Origin of the sequence: Nocardia macrotermitis, assembly GCF_009604405.1 — a bacterium.
GTDB classification, from domain to species: domain Bacteria; phylum Actinomycetota; class Actinomycetes; order Mycobacteriales; family Mycobacteriaceae; genus Nocardia; species Nocardia macrotermitis.
This window is the reverse complement of record NZ_WEGK01000008.1, coordinates 362,278-385,203: the sequence shown is the minus strand read 5'-3', so window position 1 is coordinate 385,203 and position 22,926 is coordinate 362,278. Positions and strand designations below refer to the sequence as shown.

General features: G+C 69.6%; 18 protein-coding genes. 10 read left to right on the top strand and 8 right to left on the bottom strand.

Annotated elements, in window-relative coordinates; genetic code table 11:
* A partial coding sequence (locus NRB20_RS20620) for a primosomal protein N' (RefSeq protein ID WP_153411758.1) occupies positions 1–1,543 on the top strand: 1,543 nt, incomplete at its 5' end.
* Positions 1,544–1,615: 72 nt separating this feature from the next.
* Here NRB20_RS20620 and NRB20_RS20615 read toward each other — a convergent pair.
* Positions 1,616–2,461, bottom strand: coding sequence for an SDR family oxidoreductase (locus tag NRB20_RS20615; RefSeq protein ID WP_153411757.1), 846 nt, complete (start codon positions 2,459–2,461; stop codon positions 1,616–1,618).
* A gap of 74 nt (positions 2,462–2,535) precedes the next feature.
* Between NRB20_RS20615 and NRB20_RS20610 the strand changes: the two genes are divergently transcribed.
* Positions 2,536–3,114, top strand: a complete 579-nt coding sequence (locus NRB20_RS20610) for a TetR/AcrR family transcriptional regulator (RefSeq protein WP_153411756.1) — start codon at positions 2,536–2,538, stop codon at positions 3,112–3,114.
* Between the two features lie 19 nt (positions 3,115–3,133).
* Here the strand turns inward: NRB20_RS20610 and NRB20_RS20605 are convergent, their stop codons facing one another.
* Complete coding sequence (locus NRB20_RS20605; RefSeq protein ID WP_319945182.1) at positions 3,134–3,862, bottom strand: TetR/AcrR family transcriptional regulator; 729 nt, start codon at positions 3,860–3,862, stop codon at positions 3,134–3,136.
* A gap of 67 nt (positions 3,863–3,929) precedes the next feature.
* On the opposite strand from NRB20_RS20605, the gene NRB20_RS20600 reads away from it, so the two are divergent.
* The 6 genes from NRB20_RS20600 (at position 3,930) to NRB20_RS20575 (ending at position 11,352) form a co-directional block, all read left to right on the top strand.
* Positions 3,930–5,363 (top strand): carotenoid oxygenase family protein, encoded by a 1,434-nt coding sequence (locus NRB20_RS20600; protein ID WP_153411755.1) that lies wholly within the window; start codon positions 3,930–3,932, stop codon positions 5,361–5,363.
* Positions 5,364–5,473: 110 nt separating this feature from the next.
* The gene (locus tag NRB20_RS20595; protein ID WP_153411821.1) at positions 5,474–6,136 is read left to right on the top strand and encodes a PadR family transcriptional regulator; all 663 of its coding nucleotides are present in this window, start codon (positions 5,474–5,476) and stop codon (positions 6,134–6,136) included.
* A 246-nt stretch (positions 6,137–6,382) separates the two neighbouring features.
* Complete coding sequence (locus NRB20_RS20590; protein WP_319945181.1) at positions 6,383–7,258, top strand: esterase/lipase family protein; 876 nt, start codon at positions 6,383–6,385, stop codon at positions 7,256–7,258.
* Between the two features lie 64 nt (positions 7,259–7,322).
* Entirely contained in the window at positions 7,323–7,907 is a 585-nt protein-coding gene (gene def, locus NRB20_RS20585) for a peptide deformylase (RefSeq protein ID WP_319945180.1), read from the top strand.
* Complete coding sequence (gene fmt, locus NRB20_RS20580; RefSeq protein WP_153411753.1) at positions 7,907–8,830, top strand: methionyl-tRNA formyltransferase; 924 nt, start codon at positions 7,907–7,909, stop codon at positions 8,828–8,830. Before def ends, fmt begins: the two co-directional genes overlap by 1 nt.
* 1,001 nt (positions 8,831–9,831) lie before the next feature.
* Positions 9,832–11,352 (top strand): RsmB/NOP family class I SAM-dependent RNA methyltransferase, encoded by a 1,521-nt coding sequence (locus tag NRB20_RS20575; RefSeq protein ID WP_153411752.1) that lies wholly within the window; start codon positions 9,832–9,834, stop codon positions 11,350–11,352.
* 319 nt (positions 11,353–11,671) lie between these two features.
* Here the strand turns inward: NRB20_RS20575 and NRB20_RS20570 are convergent, their stop codons facing one another.
* Genes NRB20_RS20570 through NRB20_RS20550 form a run of 5 tightly spaced genes read right to left on the bottom strand, consistent with a single transcriptional unit; the run spans position 11,672 to position 14,899 of the window.
* Positions 11,672–11,905, bottom strand: a complete 234-nt coding sequence (locus NRB20_RS20570; RefSeq protein ID WP_153411751.1) for a ferredoxin — start codon at positions 11,903–11,905, stop codon at positions 11,672–11,674.
* Positions 11,902–13,137 (bottom strand): NADH-ubiquinone oxidoreductase-F iron-sulfur binding region domain-containing protein, encoded by a 1,236-nt coding sequence (locus NRB20_RS20565; protein ID WP_153411750.1) that lies wholly within the window; start codon positions 13,135–13,137, stop codon positions 11,902–11,904. Before NRB20_RS20565 ends, NRB20_RS20570 begins: the two co-directional genes overlap by 4 nt.
* Complete coding sequence (locus NRB20_RS20560) at positions 13,134–13,703, bottom strand: ferric reductase-like transmembrane domain-containing protein (protein ID WP_153411749.1); 570 nt, start codon at positions 13,701–13,703, stop codon at positions 13,134–13,136. Before NRB20_RS20560 ends, NRB20_RS20565 begins: the two co-directional genes overlap by 4 nt.
* Positions 13,704–13,712: 9 nt before the next feature.
* On the bottom strand, positions 13,713–14,642 hold the full coding sequence (locus NRB20_RS20555; RefSeq protein WP_153411748.1) for an FAD:protein FMN transferase: 930 nt from the start codon (positions 14,640–14,642) through the stop codon (positions 13,713–13,715).
* The gene (locus NRB20_RS20550; RefSeq protein ID WP_153411747.1) at positions 14,639–14,899 is read right to left on the bottom strand and encodes a hypothetical protein; all 261 of its coding nucleotides are present in this window, start codon (positions 14,897–14,899) and stop codon (positions 14,639–14,641) included. The genes NRB20_RS20555 and NRB20_RS20550 overlap by 4 nt, the downstream gene beginning before the upstream one ends.
* 468 nt (positions 14,900–15,367) lie before the next feature.
* Here NRB20_RS20550 and NRB20_RS20545 point away from each other — a divergent pair, with 468 nt between their 5' ends.
* Positions 15,368–19,219, top strand: coding sequence for a Pls/PosA family non-ribosomal peptide synthetase (locus NRB20_RS20545; RefSeq protein WP_153411819.1), 3,852 nt, complete (start codon positions 15,368–15,370; stop codon positions 19,217–19,219).
* Positions 19,219–20,559, top strand: a complete 1,341-nt coding sequence (locus NRB20_RS20540) for a M1 family metallopeptidase (RefSeq protein WP_153411818.1) — start codon at positions 19,219–19,221, stop codon at positions 20,557–20,559. Before NRB20_RS20545 ends, NRB20_RS20540 begins: the two co-directional genes overlap by 1 nt.
* A 12-nt stretch (positions 20,560–20,571) precedes the next feature.
* On the opposite strand, the gene NRB20_RS20535 is transcribed toward NRB20_RS20540, so the two are convergent.
* The gene (locus tag NRB20_RS20535; RefSeq protein WP_319945178.1) at positions 20,572–22,644 is read right to left on the bottom strand and encodes an NAD(+) synthase; all 2,073 of its coding nucleotides are present in this window, start codon (positions 22,642–22,644) and stop codon (positions 20,572–20,574) included.
* Positions 22,645–22,926 lie beyond the last annotated feature (282 nt).

Genomic DNA, 22,926 nt, shown 5'->3' with positions numbered 1-22,926 from the left:
GGCTGTGGTGGTGGGGGGTGGTCGGGGGGTGGTGGTGATGGTGCCGGATCAGCGAGATCTGGATCGGGTGTTGGGGGCCTGTACGGAGTTGGTGGGGGAGGCGGCGGTGGGGTTGGCGGCGGGGTTGGGGCCTTCGGCACGGTATCGGCGGTGGTTGGCGGCGTTGCGGGGGTCGGCGCGGATCGTGGTGGGGACGCGGAGTTCGGTGTTCGCGCCGGTGCGGGATCTCGGGTTGATCGTGATCTGGGACGACGGGGACGACACCTACGCCGAACCTCGCTCGCCGTATCCGCATGCACGGGAGGTGGCGATGTTGCGGGCGCACGAGATGGGGGCGGCGTTCCTCGCGGGGGGATTCGCGCGGACCGCGGAGATCCAGGCCGCGGTCGCCTCGGGGTGGGCGCACGATCTGGTCGCGGAGCGGGCCGTGGTGCGGCAGTTCGCGCCGCGGATCAGCGCGCCGGGGGACAGTGACGTTGCGCTGGAACGGGATCCGGTCGCGCGGGCGGTCCGGATTCCGGCCGTGGCCTTCACCGCGGCGCGCAAGGCGCTCGCCGCCGGGGATCCGGTGCTGGTGCAGGTGCCACGACGCGGTTATGTTCCGGCGCTGTCGTGTGCGCGGTGCCGCACGCCCGCGCGCTGTCGGCACTGCAATGGGCCGCTGGCGCTGCCCGGTGATGCCGCCAGGACGCGTCCGGCATCCGACTCCGCGCGTGCGGGTTCGACACGGGAGTTGGGGGTTGCGTTGTCGCGCAACAGATCCGGGGAGGTCGCGCACAGTCCGCAATGCCGCTGGTGCGGTCGGACCGATGCGGCCTTCCGCTGCGGGAACTGTGGTGCGCGGGCGTTGCGGGCGGTGGTCATCGGTGCCGCGCGTACGGCGGAGGAGTTGGGCCGGGCGTTCCCGGGGGTGCCGATCCGGGGGTCCGGCGGTGCGACCGTCCTGGATTCGGTGTCCGAGGGTGCGCAGGTCGTCGTGTCGACCATCGGTGCGGAGCCGAGTGTGCCGGGCGGGTATGCCGTCGCATTGCTGCTGGACGGCTGGGCGCTGCTGGGCCGCGCGGATCTGCGGGCGGCCGAGGATGCGTTGCGGCGCTGGATGTGCGCCGCGACGCTGGTCCGCCCGACCGGTCAGGTCATCGTGATGGCCGAACCGGGGCTGCCGACCGTGCAGGCGCTGGTCCGCTGGGATCCGGTGACGCACGCGGACTTCGAACTCGCCGCGCGAACCGAGGTCCGCTTTCCGCCCGCGGTCCGCCTGGCCGCCCTCGACGGCACCATCGACTCCATCGCCGAATTACTCGGCGAGACAAAGCTTCCCGCCGAAGTGGAAGTGCTGGGCCCGGTGCCCCTTCCCCCCGGCGCCCGCACCCCGTTCTCCTCCGGTGACGCCCCGCCCGAGATCGAACGCATGATCCTGCGCACGGACCGCACCCACGCCGCGGCCCTGTCCCGCGCCCTCACCGCCGCCCTCGCCGTCCGCAGCACCCGCCGCTCCGGCGACCCCCTACGCGTCCAGATCGATCCCATCGATATCGGTTGAGCCGTGTCGCCTGCCCCGTATCGCCGAGCCGTATCGGCTGAATCCCGTGAGCGGCAGCGGATTTGGTGGGGGTCAGCGGAAGAAATCTGCGTGGTGGGTGGCCCAGGTGGTGAAGGGGGTGGCGGGGCGGGCGAGGACTTGTTGGATGTGGGGGCTGACTTGTTGTTCTTCGGGGGTGGGGGTGCCCAGGATGGACAGGGTGACTTCGGCGACGGGGGCGGGCATGTGGTCGGTCAGGGTCGAAAGTGCTTGGGCGCGAGTGATTTCGTGGAAGGTGATCGGTTCGGCGAGGATCTCGGAGAGGGTGCGGACCTGGTCGCGAGGGGAGAGGGGTTCGGGGCCGGTGAGGGTGTAGGCGTGTCCGGCGTGGTCGTCCGAACGTAGGGCGGCCGCGGCCATGTCGGCGATGTCGGAGGGGGCGACCTGAGGGAGGGCGATGTCGCCGAACGGCCAGTGGACCGCGCGCTGGGTGCGGATCGATTCGATCCAGGCGAACGTGTTCGAGAAGAACCCGCCGGGGCGCAGCGCCGTCCAGGCGAGGTCCGAATTCCGCAGTGCGGCTTCGAAAGCGGTGATCCGTGTGGTCGCGGGGTTACCGGGACGGGTCTGTGCCGACTGCGAACTCAACAGCACGACCTTGCGGATTCCGGCTCGTTCGAGCGCGCGCAGCACCTCGACCGGCGGTGGTCCGGCGATGCCCTGTTCACCGGACAGCAGCAGGAACAGCGCGTCACCACCGGCGGCGGCCGTCGCGAGTCCATCCGGATCGGACAGATCGGCCCGCCGGTACTCGACGCCTTCCTGTGGGTTGCTCTGCTTCTCACCCCGAGAGATCGCCACCACCTTCTCGCCCTGTCCCGCCAGGGTCCGTACGAGTGCTGCCCCGACATTGCCGGTAGCTCCGGTTACCACGAACATTCGACATCCTTAGTTAGTTGGCTGACTAAAAGTAAGATACGACCAATGACCGGGCGTTGTCTATAGTTAGTCGTATGACTGACTCAGTTGAGTCGAAGCGAGTGGGCAAGCGTGACCGGCTCGCCGCGGCCGCCGCGCGGGTCTTCCACGAGCGGGGCGTGGAGAAGACGACCATCGCCGATATCGCGCGCGCCGCGGATGTTCCCGTCGGCAACGTCTACTACTACTTCAAGACCAAGGACCAACTCGTCCAGGCGGCCATCGGTGCACACGGGCAGGGGTTACGGAACGTGATCGCGGAACTCGAGCAGCGCCAGGCTCCGGCCGATCGTCTGAAGGAACTCGTTCGGGGATGGGTTGGCGAGCGCGACCTCGCCGCCCGATTCGGTTGTCCCGCAGGAACTCTGGCCGCCGAGCTGGACAAGCGCGACGACGGTCTGGATCGGGAGATGGCCGTGGTCATGCGGGAGCTGATCGATTGGGTTCAGGTGCAGTTCGCGGCGATGGGCCGGTCCGACGCCGCCGAACTCGCGGTGGCGCTGGTCGCCGCATACCAGGGAATTGCGCTGCTCACCAACACTTTTCGTGATCCGGAGCTGATGGTCGCGGAAGGGCGTCGGCTCGAGGAGTGGATCGATTCGCTGGCGGCCTGAGCGGGGATTCGCCGTTGACCTAACCGGGTTCGGCCATCTTGCTGTCGGGTTCGACACCGAGCCCGAGTGTTTCGACGATCGTCTCGACCGCGCGTCGCATCGATGCCTCCAATTCGGCTGTGTCGCTGCCCATTCCGGTCAGCAGATCGATGGTCGCGGGCCCGAGAACGGCGGTCAGCGCCTGGCCCTCGGTGCCGAGATGCCCGGTCAGTTCCAGCAGGACGACGCCGTGGATGAGCCCCCACAGCCGTGCGGCCACCTGCCGGGGCGGATCGGGGCGGATGCGCCCGGCGTCGATCATCCGCTGCACCACCGTGACGAGTTGCAGATACGTCGCGGTGTCGCTGCAGTCCTCGAGCGGTTCGGTGGTGAAGTCGGCGACCGCGCCGGTGTGCAGTGAGGTCAGGCCGAACATCAGGCGGTAGCGCTGCGGACTGTCCAGGGCGTACTGGCGGTAGGCCGCGCCCATCACGAGGAAGTCGGCGGCGGGATCTTCGGTCGGCGCGACCGCGTCCAGCGCCGCGCCGAACTGGATGAACGCCTCGGTGACGATCGCCGAGACCAATCCGGGCATGCCTTCGAAGTGGGTGTAGACGGCCATCGTCGAGGCGCCGACCTCCGCGGCCACCCGACGCGCCTGCAACGCCTCGGGCCCGACCTCCTCGAGCAGCCGCATTCCGGCTTCGATCAGTTGTTCGCGCATCTGCGCGCCGGTCCGCCGATTCGACGGACGGGAATGGGAACTCACTGTTGCCACACCTCCATAACGAGGTTATCGTAGTCCATATAACGTTGTTATATGGCAGGAGCCTGACATGGGGAATCGTTATCTCGAGGGCGGCTTCGCGCCGCTCCAGGAGGAATTCACACTCACCGATCTGCAGGTGACCGGCACCATCCCGGAGCACCTCGACGGCAGATATCTGCGCAACGGCCCGAATCCGGTCGGCGACCTGGATCCGGAGCTGTACCACTGGTTCCGCGGCGACGGCATGGTGCACGGCCTGCGGCTGCGCGACGGCCGCGCCGAGTGGTACCGCAATCGCTGGGTGCGCGGCCCGAAGACCTCGGCCGCGCTCGGTGAGCAGCCGCGCGCGGGTGCGGCGGTCACCGGTGGGGAGGGCGCGAACACCAGCGTGATCGGCGTCGCCGGGCGCACGGTCGCCATCGTCGAGGGCGGCGGGCCGGCGTACGAGCTGACCGAGGAGCTCGACACGGTCGGCGTCTGCGATTTCGACGGCACGCTGACCGGCGGATACACCGCGCATCCCAAACGCGATCCGGCGACCGGGGAGCTGCACGCGGTGTCGTATTCGTTCCTGCGCGGAAATCGGGTGCAGTACTCGGTGATCGGCGTGGACGGCCGGGCGCGTCGCACGGTCGACATCGAGGTCGGCGGTTCGCCGATGATGCACGATTTCTCGCTCACCGAGAACCATGTGGTCTTCTACGACCTGCCGGTCACCTTCGACGCGAAGGTCGCCGCGGAGATGAGTGTGCCGCGCAGGCTGCGGCTGCCGGTCCGGCTGATGCTCTCGGCGATGGTCGGCCGGGTGCGGGTGCCGACCCCGCCGACGCCGAGTTCGGGTGCGCCCGTTCGGGATCGGCGGATGCCGTACAGCTGGAATCCGAAGTATCCGGCCCGCATCGGGGTGATGCCCCGCACCGGCGGCGCGGCGGATGTGCGGTGGTTCGATATCGAGCCGTGCTACGTGTTCCATCCGATGAACGCCTATGAGGAGGACGGCGTCATCGTGCTGGACGTGGTTCGCTACGACACCATGTTCGAGCAGGGGCATCGCGGTCCGTCCGGGCGTGCGGCGCTGGATCGGTGGGAGGTCGACCTGAACGCGGGCAAGGTGCGGGAGTCGCGGCTGGACGATCGGCCGCAGGAGTTCCCCCGGGTGGACGAGCGGCTGGTGGGTCGGCCGCATCGGTACGGGTACGCGCCCTCGGTCGGGCGTGATCTGGAGTCCGGCGCGAGTCTGTACAAGCACGATCTGCGCACCGGCAATACCGCGGAACGTTCCTTCGGCGTCGGAAAAGGCTTGGGGGAGTTCGTCTTCGAGCCGTCCTCGCCCGACGCGGCCGAGGACGACGGCGTGCTGATGGGCTTCGTCCACGACGCGGCGACCGACCGGAGCGAGCTGGCCATCCTCGACGCCGGAACCCTCGAGACGGTGGCGAGTATCGCCCTGCCGCATCGGGTGCCCACCGGATTCCACGGCAACTGGATCCCCTCGAACTGAGCGAACGGTCGGTTCGTGCGCCACCTCACACTTGTCTAAGATGCATTGTCGATATATCGTCGATGAAGTAATCGTAAGAACAAGCCTTGAGGAGGCTTCCCATGGAGAACATGGAGAACATGAATATGCGTGGCCGCCGCGGCGGACCACGCCCCGGCGATCGTCGACGGGAAGGCCGTGGCCCCGGTGGTCGCGAGCACTTCCGTCGCGGTCCGCACGGCGGTCCGGGTTTCGGACCGGAATTCGGCCCGTTCGGCGGCGATTTCGGACCCGGTTTCGGCCGCGGTTTCGGCCGCGGTCGCGGGCGCGGCGGCCGGGGTCGGCGCGGTGATGTGCGCGCGGCGATCCTGCTGCTGCTGAAGGACCGTCCGATGCACGGCTACGAGCTGATCCAGCAGATCCGCGAACGCAGCGGTGACGTCTGGCGGCCCAGCCCCGGCTCGATCTACCCCGCGCTGTCCCAGCTCGAGGACGAGGGTCTGGTGCTCATCGACAAGGTGGCGGGTCGCAAGACCGCCAAGCTCACCGACTCCGGTGTCGAATACGTCCAGCAGCAGGCGGACGAACTCGGCGATCCGTGGCAGGAGGTCCGCGACGGTGTCGGGGATCAGGCCCTGGATCTGCGCGAACTCGTCGGTCAGCTGATGGGTGCGGTCGCGCAGGTGGCTCGCGCCGGTACCGCGGAGCAGGCCGCCAAGGCCGCCGAGGTGCTCACCGAGGCGCGTCGCTCGCTCTACCGGATCCTCGCCGACGACGAGACCGGCGAGAAGTGAATCGTGATTTCGGGCCGGTGAGCCGCGCTGCGGCACGGATTTCCGGTCCGGGTGCGCGATGATCGGGACATGGCACAATGCGGACCCCGCATTGCTCGGGGCTGGTCACAACACTCGGGACGCACGCGTCGCCGGAACCGATCACATCGGACGGCCGCGGCGGTCGCCCTGGCCGGTGCGCTGATCCTCGGGATCGGCACACTCGGCCGGGCCGAACCGCCGCGGCCGCCCGGATATGTACCGCCGGTGGTGCCCGTGCAACCGGGGCCGCCGCAGCAGGGGCATCTGGGGGCGGTGCAGTACGAGAAGGCCCATCCCGGAGCTACTCCGTTGGGCGCCAACGACTTCGGATGCCGACCCGGCGCGGCGCATCCGCGTCCGGTGATCCTGGCGCACGGTACCGACGCGTCGGCCTACACCGACTGGGCGGGGGTCGGGCCGCAACTCGCGCAGGCCGGATTCTGCGTCTTCGCACTGGATTACGGGGGTAAGCCCGGGGCCACCCATTACGGCACCGAGGATCTGTGGATCTCCTCCGCGCAGATCGGCGAGTTCGTCGACCGGGTGCTGGCCGCCACCGGTGCGCGGCAGGTCGATCTGGTCGGGTTCTCGCAGGGGGCGAATGTGACCCGGTATTACGTGAGCGAACTCGGGGGCGCGTCGAAGGTGGGGCGCTGGGTGGGGCTCGCCTCACCGACGAACGGCGGCATCATGTACGGGCTGGTGCCGCTCGCCGACGCGCTGCCCGGACTGTGGCCGGTGTATCGGGATCTGACCTCGCTGGCCGCGATTCAGCAGGCCGCGGGGTCGCCGTTCATCCGGCAGCTGAACGAGGGCGGTGACACCGTGCCGGGGGTGGAGTACACCACGATCATCAGCCGCGTCGACGAGATGATCCAGCCCTATCGGAGTATGGAACTGCGTGGTCCCGGGGCGCGCAACGTGGTGTTGCAGGATCTGTGCTCGATCGATCTGACCGGGCATTTCCAGATGGTGTACGACCCGTACGTGTGGCAGTTGCTGCGCAATGTGCTCGACCCGGCGCACGCGCGTGCGCCGGAATGCCGGTTCGTGCCGCTGGGCACCGGAATCCCCGAGGTGATCCTGGGCGCGCACACCTGAATCGGGCCATCCGTAAAATGAGGCGACCGCAAGCCCGCATCCTTCATCGCCTCGGGGAGTTACCGTGACCGTCCAGCCCGTTCGCCTGTTCGGCGACCCCGTCCTGCGCGCCCGCGCGGACGAGGCCACCTCCTTCGACCGGGAGTTGCGTCAACTGGTGACCGATCTGACCGACACCATGCACGCCAGTGGCGGCGTCGGCATGGCCGCGCCGCAGATCGGCGTGGGGTTGCGCGTCTTCGTGTACGACACGGTCGCGGCGAGCCGGGCGGGCACGCCGCGCGCCGGACATCTGATCAACCCGTCGTACGAGGTGCTCGGGGACGAGGAGCAGACCGGCGCGGAGGGCTGCCTGTCGATTCCGGGACTGCGCTACGACGTCACCCGGGCGTTGCGGGTGCGGGCGCGGGGCGTCGACGTCGACGGTGCGCCGGTGGAATTCGAGGCCGAGGGGCTGCTGGCGCGGTGCGTGCAGCACGAGTTCGACCACCTCGACGGTGTGCTCTATCTCGACCGGCTCGATCCGGCCGCGCGCAAGGCCGCGCTGCGCGAGGTGCGTGAATCCGAATGGTTCGGCGCGGGTAAGACCGTGATGTCCGCGGCCGAGGTGGCCGGGGTGCGGGTCGCCACGGCGGGACAGGGGGACTGATGCGGCTCGTCTTCGCCGGGACGCCCGAACCGGCCGTGCCCTCGTTGCGGCGGCTGCTGGAATCCACGCGGCACGAGGTCGTCGCGGTGGTGACCCGTCCGGACGCGGTCGCCGGGCGCGGGCGCAAGGTGTCGCGTTCGCCGATCGGGCAGTTGGCCGACGAGCACGGGATTCCGGTGCTCACCCCGCGCAAACCCGCTGAGCCCGAATTCGTCGCGCAGCTCACCGAACTGGCCCCGGACTGCTGTCCAGTAGTGGCCTACGGTGCGCTGCTGCCGCAGCAGGTGCTCGACATTCCGCGGTACGGCTGGGTGAACCTGCACTTCTCGCTGCTGCCCGCCTGGCGCGGGGCCGCTCCCGTGCAGGCCGCGATCCTGGCCGGGGACGAGATCACCGGCGCGGCTACCTTCCTGATCGAGAAGGGGCTGGACACCGGGCCGGTGTTCGGGGTGCTCACCGAGCGGATCGGGGTTACCGACACGGCCGGGACGTTGCTCGGGCGGCTCGCGGAATCCGGTGCGCGACTGCTGGATTCGACGATGGACGGGATCGAGGACGGTGTGCTGCAAGCCGTTCCGCAGGCCGCCGAGGGCGTGTCCTACGCGCCGAAGGTCGATGTGGAGGCGGCGCACGTGCGCTGGGATCAGCCCGCGCTCGCGGTGAGCCGCCGCATCCGCTCGGTCACCCCCGCCCCCGGTGCGTGGACCGAAATCGACGGTAAGCGAATCAAACTCGGCCCCGTGGAGTTGGTCGAGGAGGTGCTGCCGCCTCGCGTGATCGAGGTTCGTAAATCGGGTGTTTTCGTCGGTACCGCCACCACCGCGGTCCGCCTCGACCAGATCCAACCCCCTGGTAAACGCATGATGCCCGCCCTCGATTGGGCTCGCGGCGCTCGCCTGGAACCCGGCGCGGTGATCGGATGACCCGCTCGGAGCGGGACGGGAACGACGAGGCCGCGGGGTCGGGCGGTCGAGCGTCGGGTGGTTCGGGGGATGCGCGCCGACGTGCCGATTCCGGACGCACATCTGGTGCGTCACAAGCGAATTCGGGGCGTGGCGGGGATCGGAAGTCGGGTGGGAGTGCGGGCGAGGATCGGAAGTCAGGTGGGAGTGCAGGCGAGGATCGGAAGTCAGGTGGGCGTGCGGGCGAGGGTGGTCGTGCGGGCAATATGACGCGTTCGGCTGGCCCGGGGCAGCCTCGAGTGGGTCGTGCGAGTGATGTGTCGGACAAGCGAGATGGAAATGCTCGGCAGAAAGATGGGCGTGGAGTCGGTGATGGTGTGGGACAGGCGAATTCGGGTTACGGGAGTGGGAAGGTGACGCGAGGCTCCGGCGCGTCGAGAGGCGTGGGTGACAGGGCGCGGTCGGAGGAGTCCGAGCGGCGGTCGTCCGGACGGGCGAGTGGTGGTCGAGGCGAATGGGGTGGGGATCCGCGCCGGAGTGATTCGGATCGTTCGGGGGCTCGGCGCGTGGGTGGTGCCGCCTCCGCCGATCGTGTGCCGAATCCGCAGCGACAAGCCGAGGATGTTGCGTCGCAACAAGATTCTCGGGGGCGTGCCGGTGGATCCGGTACCGGTGATGGTCGCCGGGCCGGTGATCGAAGCGGGGGCGCGTCGACTGCTGGTGGGCGGGGTGGCGAGTCTGGAGGGCGGACTGCGGGTCGGTCCGACTCGTCCGGACGGTCCGGGGCCGTTGGTGGTGCACAGCGACGGGCCGGGGCGAGTGGTCGGGAGGACGTTCAGTCGAAGCGGCGTGACTCGCAAGGGGGCACATGGGGGCAGGGGAGTCGTGGCGGGGCGAGTGATAGGGATGACGTTCCGTCGAGGGGGCGTGACTCGCAAGGGAGCACGCAGGGGCAGGGGAGTCGTGGCGGGGCGAGTAAGCGGGATGATGCTTGGTCGAAGGGGCGTGACTCGCAAGGGGACATGCGGCGGCAAGGGAGTCGCGGCCGGGCGAGTGATCGGGATGATGCTCGGTCGAAGCCGCGTGACCCGCAAGGGAGCGTGCAGAGGCAGGGGAGTCGCGGCGGGGGGAGCGGGCGCGGTGATGGGGGCGGTCGAGTTGCCGGCCGGGGCGGGGAGGGGGCGCGTCGAGCGGGTGGGCGCAATGCCTCGGTCGTGGATGCGCCGCGTGAGGTGGCTCGGGATGTGTTGCGGGCGGTGCGGGAGCGGGATGCCTATGCGAATCTCGTGTTGCCCAAACTACTTCGGGAGCGGCGGGTTTCGGGGCGGGATGCGGCGTTCGCCACCGAGCTTGCCTATGGTGCGTGTCGGTCGATGGGGATGTTGGACGCGGTGATCGAGGCGGGGGCGGGGCGTGCGGTCGCGGAGATCGACGGGCCGCTGCTGGATGTGCTGCGGTTGGGGGTGTACCAGTTGTTGCGGACGCGGGTCGGTGCGCATGCCGCGGTCGACACCTCGGTGGAATTGGCGCGGGCCGAATTCGGTTCCGGTAAGGCGGGTTTCGTGAATGCGGTGCTGCGCCGGGCGGGGGAGCGGGATCAGCAGGGCTGGGTGGATGCGCTCGCACCCCGGGATCCGGTGGGGCACATGGCATTCGAGTACGCGCATCCGGTATGGATCGCGCAGGCTTTCGCGGATGCGCTGGGCGCGTCGGCGGGGGAGTTGCGCGAGCTGCTGGCCGCCGACGACGAGCGCCCGGCCGTACATCTGATCGCGCGGCCCGGCGCTATCACCGCCGAGGAACTGGCGCTGGTCACCGGTGGTGAGCCGGGCCGCTGGTCGCCCTACGCGGTCTACCTCGACGGCGGCGACCCCGGTGCGATGGAACCGGTGCGCGAAGGGCTGGCCGGTGTGCAGGACGAGGGCAGCCAACTGGTGGCGCTCGCGCTGACCCGCGCCGAACTCCTGGGTCCCGACGCCGGTCGCTGGCTCGACCTGTGCGCGGGCCCCGGCGGTAAGGCTGCGCTGCTGGGCTGTCTGGCCGATATCGACGGCTACCACGTCGACGCGGTCGAGCCCGCCGAGCACCGGGCCGAGCTGGTCCGCACGGCCGTCCGCGACCTCCCGGTCACCGTGTACGTCGCGGACGGCCGGGACAGCGGCCTGACCCCGGGCTACGACCGCATCCTGGTCGACGCGCCCTGCACCGGACTGGGCGCACTACGCCGTCGCCCCGAGGCCCGCTGGCGACGCACCCCCGCCGACGTCCGCGACCTCACCGTCCTGCAACGCGAATTGCTCACCGCCGCATGGGATCTGCTGCGCCCCGGCGGAGTGGTCGTCTACTCGACCTGCTCACCACACCTCCCCGAAACAGTCGCGGTGGTCGCCGACGTCGCCCGCCGCACGGGCGCGGAGGAACTCGACACCCGCCCCCTTCTCCCCGGTGTTCCGGACCTCGGCGACGGGCCCGCCGCCCAACTCTGGCCCCACCGCCACGGCACCGACGCAATGTTCCTCGCCGCCTTGCGCAAACCCCTGTGATCCGGCCCGGAGGATCCCGCAGATACCCGGGATCCTTTGGGCCTGAACCATCGCTGCCGCAACGGATGTCGCCGCTGGAGTGTGCGGCCGGGCCTATAACGCACTGAACCGCGATTCGGAGGTGTGCTGGGCATAGGGATCTTCCGGGGCTGAATCGCTACTGCCGCAACGGATGTCGATGCGAGCGCAGGTGCCCTCGGGTACGACGGTGACTTGCGGATCGCGCGCGGCTCCGATACTTCGTGAGCGCGCAGAACCCTCTGATCCCGGAAACCGCGGCCCGGAGGATCCCCCGACAGATGGAACCTCCGGGCCTCGATCAACCCCTGTGCAGGGTCAGGGCGAGGCGTGGGCACAGGTCGACGGCCTCGCGGGCGGCGGTGATTCGGCCCTGGTCGATGACGGGGTCTCGGTGGTCGTGAGTGAGCGGGTAGCCCCAGTCGTCGCGGGCCAGGGTTTCCGGGAGTAGTTCGTTGCATACGCCGCGGCCGTCGCAGCGGGTCCAATCGATGTGTAATCGCAAGTTGCCGTTGGGGTTTCCGTTGTGGATCATGATCGTGCTCCGGGGGTGGTGTCGGTGACTTCGCAGTGGCCGTGTAGGTGGCGGGTGACGTCGTGGGCGAAGACGTCGAGGGTGGAGCGGATGAGGCGGGCGGTGGCGTCGGGGTGGGCGCAGGCGCCGCGGCCGTCGACGAGGGTAGCGAGGCGGGCGATTTCGCGGGGGTCGGCGGGGTGGCCGTGGGCCAGTGGGGTGAAGGTGGTGGCGAGGGTGGGGAGGCCGTGGCGGCAGGGGCCGCAGCGGCGGGCGCTCTGGGCGGCGAGGTAGGTGAGGATGTCGGCCGACGCGTGCAGGCCGCATTCGGTCCGGGGGAGTACCCGGATGACGCCCGCGCCGGGGGTGGCGTGCAGGGGACGCAGGGCGGCCGTCGAGAGCGCGGCGCGGTGCAGCGCGGCGGCCGGGATCCAGGTGCCGTGGTAGCCGCCGACCAGGATGGCGCGCACGGTGCGGGGATCGGTTCGGCCGTGGCGGGTGAGCAGATCGAGCAGCGGGATGCCGAGGGGGACCTCGACCACGCCGGTCGCTGCCGTCCCGGAGAGGGTGACCAGCATGGTGCCGGGCTCGTCCGGGGTGCCCGCAGTGCGGAACCAGCGGGGGCCGTAACGGGTGATGAGGGCCAGGTGGGCGAGGGTTTCCACGTTGTGCACCAGGGTCGGGCGGCCACGCAGCCCGGACTGTGACGTGCTGACGAGCTGGTCGCCGGGCACGGCGGGCAGTCCCGCGATCCGGTTGATCACGGCGGTCTTCTCCCCGGACAGGAAGCTCTCCGGCGACGCGGTGAGCCGCACGGAACGCCGGTCGTATCCGCAGGCGCGACGTTCGTCGAGTGCGCGGCGAATGCCGTCGAGCGCGGCGGCGGGTGCGTAGAAATGGCATTCACGCGCGCCGACGACATCCGCGGCGATACCGAGCCCGTCCAGCACCAGATGCGGTGCGCGGGCGAGCAATACGGCATCCTTGCTGCTGGCGGGCTCACCCTCGGCCCCATTGGCGACGACGACCGCACGACGTCCCGCCGCGACAGCGGCGAGCTTGCGCGCGGCCGGGAATCCAGCGCCACCTCGTCCGAGCAGTCCGGCAGCGGTCACGGCATCCAGCACGGCCGCACCGTCGGAGATCACCGGTATCGGCCCGAAATGCCCTGCGTGCGAGGATAATTCAGGCACGGACAGCAGTAGCCGCCGAGTTCCCGCAGGCGCGGCGGGTTCGATGATGGTCGTGCTCATCGCACACTCCTTCGCTGTATCCGTCCGAATTCGGTGAAATTCGCCCCGGCCCGCCAGGTCACCGCCCCGGCGACGGCGACGACGCAGACCCCGGCGATCGCGAGCAGCCATGGCCGCCCGGCGTCGGTGCCGGTCCCCAACGCGTGTACCAGCGCCACCGGCCACAAACCGTATGCGGCCCAATGGATCAGCCGGAATACGCGCGGCCCGAGCCGATGCCGCAACAGCGCCGAGACGACCACCGCGATCAGCAGATCGACCGCGACGGTCCCGAGTCCCAGCCACAGCGGGCGGTAGTCCGCCGCGAACGGCACCAGGATGTCGATCAACCGCAACTGTGCGTCGGGATCGGCGAGCAGGGTCACCACATGAATCGCGACCAGCGCACACGCGATGAGCGACGCACCACGATGCAGTTCGGCAATTCCACTGCGCGGCAAGGTGATAGCGCGCCCCGACCGGGCCGCGATCCCGACCACCACCGCGACGGTCGACACCACCAGCGCGGCGACCCCACTGCCGCGGCCGAACGCCCACAGCGCCTGCGTGAGAGCTTCGTGACTCATCGGATCCACCTACCGTTCCGCGGGCCAGGCACCGACAGTGCCGACCCGCCCGCCCCGATCGACCAACCGGGCCGGAAGTCCGGACCTGCGCAGCGGCCCCAGCGCGTCGTGCCCCCGGACGATCGCGGCCGTGGCGGCGGCATTGGCCGTCAGACACGTATCCGCCGCGACCGACACAGTGCGCCAAACAGTTTCGGCGGCCACCCCGGTACGCGGATCGACGATGTGATGAACCAGATGGCCACCGCGCTTCCATCGCCTGCGAATAGTGCTCGAGGTGGCCATCGCCGCACCCGCGGGCAGCGAGATCCGGCAGCCCGGCTCGTTCGGACCGTCCCGAACCTCGATCTGCCACCCGCCCTCGGGAGCAGACCCGGCGGTGGCGATATCACCGCCGAGACTCACCAGCACCCCGCAACCGAACCGCTCGGCGATCAGATCCGCGCACCGATCCGCGGCGACGGCCTTGGCGGTCGCACCCAGATCCAGCCGCACCTCGCGGGGTACGGTCACGGTTTGCTGGTGGAGCAGAATCGCCCGGTAGTCCGGCCGACGCGCGATGACGACCTGCGGCGGAGCAGGCGTGTCAGTGCCCGCGAGCAGCCCGAAATCGCGGTCGTAACCGAGCCGCACGAGCGCCGCACCGACCGTCGGATCCACATCACCGGCCGTCTGTTCGGCCACCGCGAGCGCCGCGCGCAGATACTCCGCGAGCAGCGGGCCGACGACGGCCGGACGACCGTGTCGCGCGGTCAGCCCGTTGAGCTCGGAATCGTCCCGGAATCGGCTGCACGCGCGGTCCGCGGCGTCGAGATATTCGCGCATCGTCCGCTGCGCTGCGACGAGCTGGGCGGGGTCGGTCACCACCAGTCGGGCGCGGGTACTCCACACCTCCCAGTCGGCCGCCGCGGTGCGGTCGTCGAGCGTGCGCGGGGTCATGATCCGGCCGACTGCGCGTGCGCGGTGCCGGACCCGGTCCCGACCTGCGTGGCGGTCCCGGACGAGGTGTTCGAATCGCTGCTGCCGCTCGTCGCGGCGGTACTGCTGTTGGTGCTGTTCGTGCTGGTAGGCGCGCTGGCAGCGTGCGTGTCGCCGGACGCGAGGGCGGCCGCGCCGACGGTTCCGGCGACGCCCAGCGCCGCCAGTACCCGGGTCGCGGTGCGACCGGCCCGGCGGCCGGGATCCGATGACGGCATGGCATTCCTGTCCACTCGTGCGAACCGGATATTCGGCTCGTGTGAGAACGAGGATCCGAGCCCTGCCTGGGAGCGCCGTGAGAATTCCGCAGGCGCTCGCTGTGTGAGCTGATTTCCGGCAAATACCCAACCGACCGGCATGTTCTCCAGCGACGCGAACCAGGCCCGCGAAAACGGCGACTCGCGGTCGCGACGCGCGGGCGTCAGCCACGCCGGGGACAACCCTCTGCCGCAACCATTCCGCCGACCTGGGACAATAGCTCCGGCGAATCGAGGCGATCCGCCCGGCAGGACGGCCCCGCCCCGGCGAAGGGTGAGCCGAACCGAAGTGTTGTGTTTGCGCATCGGTAACCCTGGCGTGAGACAACGGGTTGCGCGCTTGCGCGGATCCGGAAAGGTGGACAGTACGTGACGCTCCAGTGGGACGTTTCACGGCCGCAGGTCCCGGGGCCGGAGGATTCCTCGCCCCTGCTGCGCTCCGCGCAGGCCGCGCCGCCACGCACCCTCGTCGACGTCCTGACCGCGACCGCCGGGGAGCACCCGGACGCGCCCGCCCTGGACGACGGCTCCGATGTGCTCACCTACGCCGAACTGCTCGCCGAGGTCGACGACACCGCCGACCGACTGCGCGCGGCCGGGGTGCGCCGCGGTGATCGCGTCGGGATCCGCATCCCCTCGGGCACCGCCGAGCTGTATGTGACCATCCTCGCCACGCTGTACGTCGGAGCCGCGTACGTCCCCGTCGACGCCGACGATCCGGACGAGCGTGCCCAGCTCGTGTTCGGTGAGGCCCGCGTCAGCGCGATCGTCACCGCCGCCGGAATCGCCGCGACCGGCGTCACCGGCACGACCCGCCCCACCCCGGACGGTCCGCCCGAGATCGACGACGACGCCTGGATCATCTTCACCTCCGGTTCCACCGGGACCCCCAAGGGCGTTGCGGTCACCCACCGCAACGCCGCCGCCTTCGTCGACGCCGAAGCCCGGATGTTCTTGCAGGACAAGCCGATCGGCCCCGGCGACCGGGTACTGGCCGGACTCTCGGTCGCCTTCGACGCCTCCTGCGAGGAGATGTGGCTGGCCTGGCGGCACGGCGCCTGCCTGGTGCCCGCCCCGCGCGCCCTGGTGCGCAGCGGTATGGATCTGGGCCCGTGGCTGGTGCGCCGCGAGATCAGCATCGTGTCCACGGTGCCGACGCTGGCCGCGATGTGGCCCGCCGAGGCGCTGGATGCGGTGCGGCTGTTGATCTTCGGCGGCGAGGCCGTCCCGCCGGACCTGGCCGAGCGGCTCGCGGGCAGCGGCGAGCGCGAGGTCTGGAACACCTACGGTCCCACCGAGGCCACCGTCGTGGCGTGCGCGGCCCTGCTGACCGGACAGGGGCCGGTCCGGATCGGCCTGCCGCTGGACGGCTGGGATCTGGCCGTGGTCGACCCGGCCTCGGGAAAGCCTGTGCCCGAAGGGGATCCGGGCGAACTCGTGATCGGCGGTGTCGGGCTGGCCCGCTATCTGGACGCGGCCAAGGACGCCGAGAAGTATGCGCCCATGCCGACGCTCGGCTGGCAGCGCGCCTACCGCAGCGGCGATCTGGTCCGCTTCGACGGCGCCGGACTGCTGTTCCTGGGCCGCGCCGACGATCAGGTCAAGATCGGTGGCCGCCGCATCGAACTCGGCGAGATCGATACCGCGCTACAGAACCTGCCCGGCGTCAGCGGCGCGGCGTGCGCGGTGCGAACCACCAAGGCGGGCAACAAGATTCTGGTCGGCTACCTGGCCAGCGCGAACCCGGATTTCGACGTGCAGGCCGCCCGCGCGCAACTGGCCGAGCAACTTCCCGCCCCGCTCGTGCCGCGCCTGGCGCTGCTGGAGGAATTGCCGACCCGCACCTCCGGCAAGGTCGACCGCAACGCGCTGCCCTGGCCGCTGCCCGGTGCGAGCCAGGATCCCAGCAGCGAACTCGACGGCACCGCGCAATGGCTTGCGGGACTGTGGAATTCGATTCTCGGCGCGGAGGTCACCGGCCCGCGTGCGGACTTCTTCGACCTCGGCGGCGGTTCGCTGTCGGCGGCGCAATTGGTGACCGCGCTGCGTGAACGTTTCCCGGAGGTGACGGTCGCGGACCTCTACGACCATCCGCGCCTGGGCGCCCTCGCCGAACACCTGGACGCCGCCGCGCCCGCCGCGACGGTGGAGCCGCGCCTGGTGAAACCCACACCGCGCCTTGCCCAATGGGCGCAGGTGCTGATCGGGATTCCGCTCACCACGCTGACCGGATTGCAGTGGTTGACGTGGCTGGGCATCGTCACCAATATCGCCAGCTGGTCGGGCTCGCTGCCGTGGCTGCCGGTGCTGTCCTGGTGGTGGCTGCTGCTGGCGTTCATCCTGTTCATCACCCCGCTGGGTCGCATGGCGATCTGCGTGATCGGCGCTCGCACACTGTTGTTGGGGGTGCGCCCGGGGAGTTATCCGCGCGGCGGCACGGTCCATCTGCGACTGTGGACCGCCGTGCGGCTGTCCGAGGCCAGCGGCGCGGAGAACCTGTCCGGCGCGCCCTGGATGGTGCCGTTCGCCCGTGCCCTGGGCGCGAAGGTCGGCAAGGGCGTCGACCTGCACACCCTGCCGCCGGTCACCGGCATGCTCGAACTCGGCGACGGATGCAGTGTGGAGCCCGAGGTCGACCTGGCCGGACACTGGATCGACGGTGATGTGGTGCACATCGGCGGCATCCGGATCGGCGCGGGCGCGGTGATCGGCTCGCGCTCGACGCTGCTGCCCGGCGCGGTGGTCGGCAAGAACGCCGTCGTGGCGCCGGGTTCCGCGGTCTTCGGCAAGGTGAAGGCCGCGCAGGAGTGGGCGGGTTCGCCCGCGGTGAAGACCGGTAAGGCCGAATACCCTTGGCCGCCACACACTCCCGCGCGCGCGGGACACTGGGTGATCGCCTTCGGCCTGACCTCGATGGCGCTGGCCGCGATGCCGGTGCTGGGGCTGGCGGTCGGCGGCGCGCTGCTGGCCTGGTGGATTCGCGACGATCGCACAGGGGCCGCCGCCCTCGGGCACGCATACGCGATGCTGCCCGTCGCCACGGTGCTGAGCCTGGCGGTGTTCGCACTGGCGACGGTCATCGCGGTGCGACTGCTGAGTATCGGCCTGCACGAGGGTTACTATCCGGTGCGCAGCCGGATCGGCTGGCAGGTGTGGACCACCGAACGCCTGATGGACTCCGCGCGCACCTTCCTGTTCCCGCTGTACGCGAGCCTGCTGACGCCGGTGTGGCTGCGGCTGCTCGGCGCGAACATCGGCAAGGGCGTGGAAGCCTCGACCGTGCTGCTGCTGCCGAAGTTCACCACCGTCGCCGACGGTGCGTTCCTGGCCGACGACACCATGATCGCCAGCTACGAACTGGGCGGCGGCTGGATGCGCATCGGCGAGGCGAAGGTCGGCAAGCGCGCGTTCCTGGGCAACTCCGGGATGACCGCGCCGGGCCGCCGGGTGCCGAAGAACGGCCTGGTCGCGGTGCTTTCGGCCGCGCCGGAGAAGGCCAAGGCCGGTTCGTCCTGGCTGGGCAGCCCGCCGGTGCGGTTGCGCCGCACCGCCGGTGATTCCGATACCGCGCGCACCTTCGATCCGCCGGTGCGGCTGCGGCTGGCGCGCGCCATCGTGGAGACCTGCCGGTTGGTGCCGGTGGTGGTGACCTTCGGCATCGGCCTGGGCGTGCTGTTCACGCTGGCCTGGCTCGCCGCGACGGTCGGATACTGGTTCGCCGCACTGGTTTCCGGTGTGGTGCTGCTGCTGGCGGGCGTTTTCGCGGGCGGCTGCGCGGTGACCGCGAAATGGCTGCTGGTCGGCCGGATCGGGCAGGAGGAACATCCGCTGTGGAGTTCGTTCGTCTGGCGTAACGAGGTGTCCGACGCGTTCGTGGAGACCGTCGCCGCGCCCTGGTTCGCGCGCGCGGCCACCGGCACCCCGGTGATGAACATCTGGCTGCGCGGTCTGGGTGCGAAGATCGGCACCGGCGTGTGGTGCGAATCCTATTGGCTCCCGGAGGCGGACCTGGTGACGCTCGGCGACGGCGCCACCGTCGAACGCGGCTGTGTCGTGCAGACACACCTGTTCCATGATCGGATCATGTCCATGGATACGGTGACACTCGAGGCGGGGGCGACACTGGGCCCGCACTGCGTGGCGCTGCCCGCGGCGCGCATCGGCGCGGGCGCGACGGTCGGCCCGGCCTCCCTGGTGATGCGTGGTGACACGGTTCCCGATTCGACCCGCTGGCAAGGCAATCCGATCGCGCCGTGGCCGGATGGGCGGGGGCGTCGTTGATGGTGGACAAGTTCTACGCACCACCGATCGACGAATATCTCCCACAGAACGGCAATCGCGGATACCGGGTCTCCCGGTACGAGTTGGACCTGACCTACAAGGTGTCCAGCAACCGGCTCTCGGGCCGCGCGACGATCACGGCGGTGACCACCGCCGTGCAGCCGCGGTTCGCGCTGGATCTGTCGCAATCCCTCGGTGTGACAAAGGTTTTCGTCAACGGATCGAAGGCGGCGAAGTACACGCATCATCGCGGGAAACTCACCGTCACCCCCGCGCACAAGGTGCCCTCGGGCGGCGCCCTGGTCATCGCGGTCCAGTACGCGGGCACGCCCGCGCCGGTGCGCGGACCGTGGGGCGAGGTGGGCTGGGAGGAACTGACCGAGGGCGCGCTGGTGGCCAGCCAGCCCAATGGCGCGGCCTCCTGGTTCCCGTGTGACGATCATCCGAGTTCCAAAGCGAGCTACCGGATTTCGATCACCACCGACTCGCCGTACTACGCCGTCGCCAATGGTGAGCTGGTGCGCAAACAGACCAAGGCGAGCCAGACCACCTGGGTGTACGACCAGCCCGAACCGATGGCCAGTTATCTGGCGACGATCCAGATCGGGCAGTACCGCAAGTACCGGATCGGTTCGGTGCACGAGGGCGTGCCGATGCAGGCGATTCTGCCGCCGCGGCTGCGCGCCGACTTCGATCACGACTTCGCGCGGCAGCCGAAGATGATGGCCGAGTTCGCGGAGCGTTTCGGGCCGTATCCGTTCGGGTCGTACACGGTCGTGATCACCGATGACGAACTCGAGATTCCCATTGAGGCGCAAGGGATCTCGATCTTCGGGGCGAACCACTGCGACGGTCGGCGCGGCGCCGAACGGCTGGTCGCGCACGAGCTGGCGCACCAGTGGTTCGGCAACAGTCTGACCGTCGGGCAGTGGCGCGACATCTGGCTGCACGAGGGTTTCGCCTGTTACGCGGAGTGGATCTGGTCCGAGGCCAGTGGCGGTCCGAGTGCGGACAAGCTGGCGCGTACGGCGCGGCAGAATCTGGCCCGGCTGCCGCAGGACATCGTGGTCGGGGATCCCGGGCCGAAGCTGATGTTCGACGACCGCGTCTACAAGCGCGGCGCGTTGACGGTGCACGCGTTGCGGTTGACGCTGGGTGATCCCGGATTCCTCGGGTTGCTGCGGGAATGGACTGCGCGCCACCGGCATTCGACGGTCAGCACCGAGGATTTCGCCGATCTGGCGGGGCGCTACTGCACCGCGTCGCTGCGGCCGCTGTGGAACCGGTGGTTGTACGAGACCGCGCTGCCGGAGTTGCCCGCGTCGGGCGCGTTGCGGTAGCGCGGTTCCGGGTCAGGCGTCCGGGACGTTGGCGGCCAGTTCGTCCAGCCATGCCGTCGCGACGGCGTCGCTGGGCGCGCGCCAGTCCCCGCGCGGGGACAGCGAACCGCCCGAACCGACCTTCGGCGCGTTGGGCAGCGTGGAGCGTTTGAACTGGCTGGTCTGCACGAAGCGGCGCAGGAATTCCCCGAGCCAGTGCTTGATCGTGGGCAGATCGTATTCGTGCCGGTCGGCCTCGGGGATCAGATCCGGCCACGGCCCGCGCGTGCGATCGGACCAGGCGTGCCGGGCCAGATAGGCGATGCGGCTGGGGAGATAGCCGAAGCGCAGCAGGTAGTACAGGTGGAAATCCTGTAGTTCGTACGGGCCGACCACCGCCTCGGAACTCTGACCCGGCTGATCGTCGGAATCCGAATCACCCTGTGCCGCAACGGGTACAAGTTCGGGGGAGATCTCGGTGTCCAGGATCGAACGCAACACCTCGTCGGCGTCGGGGCCGAGGTCGCCGGTCTGCACCGCCCAGGCGATCAGGTATTTGATCAGGGTCTTGGGCACCGAGGCGTTGACGCTGTAGTGCGCCATGTGATCCCCGACGCCGAAGGTGCACCAGCCCAGCGCGAGTTCGCTCAGATCGCCGGTGCCCAGCACGATCGCGCCGTTCTGATTGGCCAGGCGGAACAGGTGTGAGGTGCGTTCGCCGGCCTGGACGTTCTCGTAGGTCACGTCGTACTGCGGAACACCCTGGGCCGCAGGGTGATTCAGATCGTGCAGCATCTGGGTTGCCGAGGGGCGGATATCGATCTCGTGTGCCGAGACGCCCAGGGCCGCCATCAGCCGGTGCGCGTCGGTGCGGGTGCGTGAACCGGTGGCGAAGCCGGGCATGGTGTACGCCAGCACATTCGAGCGTGGCAGGCCGAGGCGGTCCATGGTCTGTACCGCGACGATCAGTGCCAGCGTCGAATCCAGTCCGCCGGATACGCCGATCACCACGCGCTGTGTCCCGGTCGCGGCCAAGCGGCTGCTCAGGCCCGCCACCTGGATGTGGTGGACCTCGGCGCAACGCTCGTTGCGTTTCGCGGAATCGGCTGGGACGTAAGGGAATCGGGGAATCATCCGGCGCAGGTTCACCGGGGCGGCGGGCACCGGTAGCTCGACCTCGATGCGTCGCATCTTCGTCAACCGCTCGCGATGATCGTGCGCGGTATCGGCGAAACTGGTCATCCGCAGCCGATCCGCCGCCAGCCTGCGCAGGTCCAGATCGGCCGTCACCAACTGCGGGCTGTCGGTGAAACGTTCACCCTCGCCGAGCAATTCGCCGTTCTCACACACCAGTGCCTGTCCGTCCCAGGCCATATCTGTGGTCGACTCACCGTATCCCGCAGCCGAATACAGGTAGGCCGCGATATAGCGCGCGGAATGTGAGGCGCACAGCTGCCTGCGATAGTCGGCCTTACCGACGACGATATTGCTCGCCGACAGGTTGACCAGCACGGTAGCCCCGGCCAGGGCGGCAAAACCGCTGGGCGGCAAGGGGACCCAGCCGTCCTCGCAGATCTCCAAGTGGAAGACGAATCCGGGCACGTTGGTCGCGGTGAACAACAGGTCCGCGCCGAACGGAACACGTTGTCCCGCAACGGTTATCTGGTCTTCCAGCGACTCGCGTGCGGCCGCGAACTGCCGTTTCTCGTAGAACTCACGGTAATTGGGCAGATAGCTCTTGGGTGCGACCCCGAGAATCCGTCCGCGATCGATCACGATGCCGCAGTTGAACAACCGGCCCTGCGCCCGCACCGGCGCGCCGACCACCAGCACGGTCTCGATCTCGGCGCTCTCCTCGACGATCCGCCGCAACGCCTGCTCCACCGCGTAGTCGAGCGCATCGGAGTGGAACAGATCATCGGCGGTGTAGCTCGACAACCCCAACTCGGGGAATACCGTCAACACCACCCCCTCGGCGGCCGCCCGCCGCGCGAGCGTCAGCGTCTGCTCGGCGTTGTACGCCGGATCCGCGACCCGGACCGGCGGCACCGCCACCGCCACCCGAGCGAACCCGTGCCGATACAGCGAATCGAACGACAACTCCACTTCACGAACCCCTTACCGCGGTGCGGTGACCATGATCATCCTGAAATCTACGGCACCAGCGCGCTCGACCCGTCCGCGGTGCTGACATCGGTCATGGACGCGACCTCGGTGTCCTCGATACCACACAGTTTCGCCGCTCGGATATGCGTCGCGGCGCGTCGGCCGGAGCTCCACCGGACCGCGCGGACAGCCCAGCACCTGCGCTCGATCGTTGCCCGAACGATCGGTTCTCCGGTATGACGAAGGAACCGGCACGACGCCGCTGTGCCGACCCCGAACAAC